General features: G+C 27.6%; 1 pseudogene. It reads right to left on the reverse strand.

From position 1 onward, the window contains the following. Positions 1 to 954 precede the first annotated feature (954 nt). Positions 955 to 1,419: pseudogene (locus ACEW7V_RS00520) on the reverse strand (sigma-70 family RNA polymerase sigma factor); the annotation flags it as partial. Between the last annotated feature and the right edge of the window lie 994 nt (positions 1,420 to 2,413).

Genomic DNA, 2,413 nt, shown 5'->3' on the forward strand with positions numbered 1-2,413 from the left:
TGCTGTTTCTATTTTGCAATAATTTTAATGATTATAAATAATTAATAATAATATAAAAATGGGGTTTTAGCTGATCAAAAGATGAACTGATGATTTAACGAAGGACAAGTACCAAAATCCATTTCATTTCAACATTTCCATAAATTATCACAACCACAACAACAACGAAAGAAATATGAATATGCATGGGACTTTATGATTTAGAAATGGTCCTAACTTTGAAGCAGCATTGTACCACTAAGATTCAATTAAATTATCAAATTGAAAAGAAAATCACTAAATAAAATTAATAACACAAAGAGATGAAATAACACATTTCAAAGAACATAAAACCAAATCCAACAAACTAACAGACAGCCAAACCTAATTTAACAGTGTTACACCATCATAACTTGCCGAATTCAAAATTCACTGAAAGTTTAGAACGCGAAATAAGTATATTAGATGGGCAAATTAAATCAGTTGAAATGTTTGAAACACACCCCACAAACAATAGATCGTCTAAATCCCGATCATCAAAACTGAAACTTGCATCACTTACTTAAAATTCTGAAGACTAATCCATTGCCAGTCTTTCAAAACTAAAAAAATAATTTCCCATTTTCTAAAAACGTTTCAGAAAGTAATTAAATACATTCTCAAGACGCAAAAATAAAGAATTTAATTACGCATTAATTAATTAATTTACTATTAGTCCATAAATTAGTTGCAACAATTTAAATATTATTCGAGTATCAGGGGGAAAAACAAGATTTAGCTAGAAGGAATTCAGGGTTAATGTTTCCACATGAAGATTTAGTTATGAATTATAGTTATGCATTAATTCAATTATCAAATCAGAAATAGAGAATTAATAAGAAAGACCACCTTCATCACATTAAAATACCAAACCAAATATCGTTTTAAAGAAGAAAATATTCAATCCCAACACTAATTATTCACGCACCAATTATGGCTTAAACGGATAATCTGAAATTCGTTTGTACTTAACTTATTCTTCATTTTTTTTAAAAAGATTTCGTGATTAATTTGTTTAATCCATAATTGATGAGGATTGGGATAATTGAGGTGATAAGGTTGATATTTTTCTTTAAAACTGATATTGTTTGGTTTGGTTGTTTTTTTGTGGGATTGAAGGTGAATGGCTTTTTCTTATTAGTTCTAATTTCTGATTTGATGGTGGGAGTGGCATAGGCGATGAATTCATAACCTAAATCTTCGTAATTATTTAGAGCTTTGATTAACCCTAAGATTCCTTCTTGATATAAATCTTGTTTTTGGAATTACTCGGGGATAATATTTAAATTGTTTAACTAATTTTATGGGACTAATGGAGAATGTAAATTAATTAATTAATTTGCGTATTCTAAATTCTTTTTTATTTTTTAAAAAATCTTGAAATAATTTTTGTCTTAACATTTAATTACTTTCAAAAACGTTTTTAGAAAAAATAGGGAAATTATTTTTTTTAGTTTTTAAAGAAAAAAAGACTAACTTAATAGTTAGTCTTCAAGAATTTTTAAAAAAGTAAAAAAGTGTCTAAAGTTTTGAAACACCTCAGTTTTGGTAGTCGGAAGGGGATTTTGGAGACGATCTATTGTCTCTATTAAATTGTGTTTCAAACATTTCAACTGATTTAATTTGCCCATCTAATACATACCAATTTCGCGTTCTAAACTTTCAATTTCAATTTTGGATTCGGCAAGTTGTAATTCAATCTGCCATTTTTTGTTCGGGGGGTTAGGTTTGGTTTGTTTTTTGTGTTTGTTAGTTTGTTAGTTTGGTTCTTATGTTCTTTTAAATGTGTTGTTTTTTCATCTCTTTGTTGTTGTGGTTTTATTTGGGTGATTTTTTCTTTTTCAGTTTGATAATTTTTAATTGAATCTTGGTGGTTTTAATACTTGCTTCAATAGTGGTTTTAAAGTTAAGGACCATTTCTAAATCACATAAAGTTCCCTCTTCGTATTCGTATTTCTTTTCAGTTTGCTGTCAGGTTGTGATGGCTGTAAAATGCTTGAGAAGGTAAGTAAGGATTTTGGTGCTTTGACTTCCTGTATAAAATTCCTTCGTTATTAATGCAAATCAGGTTTGTAAGATTGTGTGGGTTTTGGGGAATGCTTATGTCATCAGGGTTTAGTGTTTTTGATTAAATAAAACTAAAACTTACTCCCCATTTAAGGATGCTTTTTCTTTTTTATATTATTATTAATTATTTATAATCACATTAAAATTAATACAAAAATACATAATTATTAATATAAAATTAATAAAAATATAACAAAATGAAAATATAGGGTTGACATTCAACAAAAAAAAGTAATACAATATTATTGGCAATCGTTAATGTGAGTGCCAAGAGGTGATGAATATGCTTTCCGAATAGAAAAAATTAATCTTAAAAGAGCAATACGCT

Source organism: Areca yellow leaf disease phytoplasma (assembly GCF_041920595.1).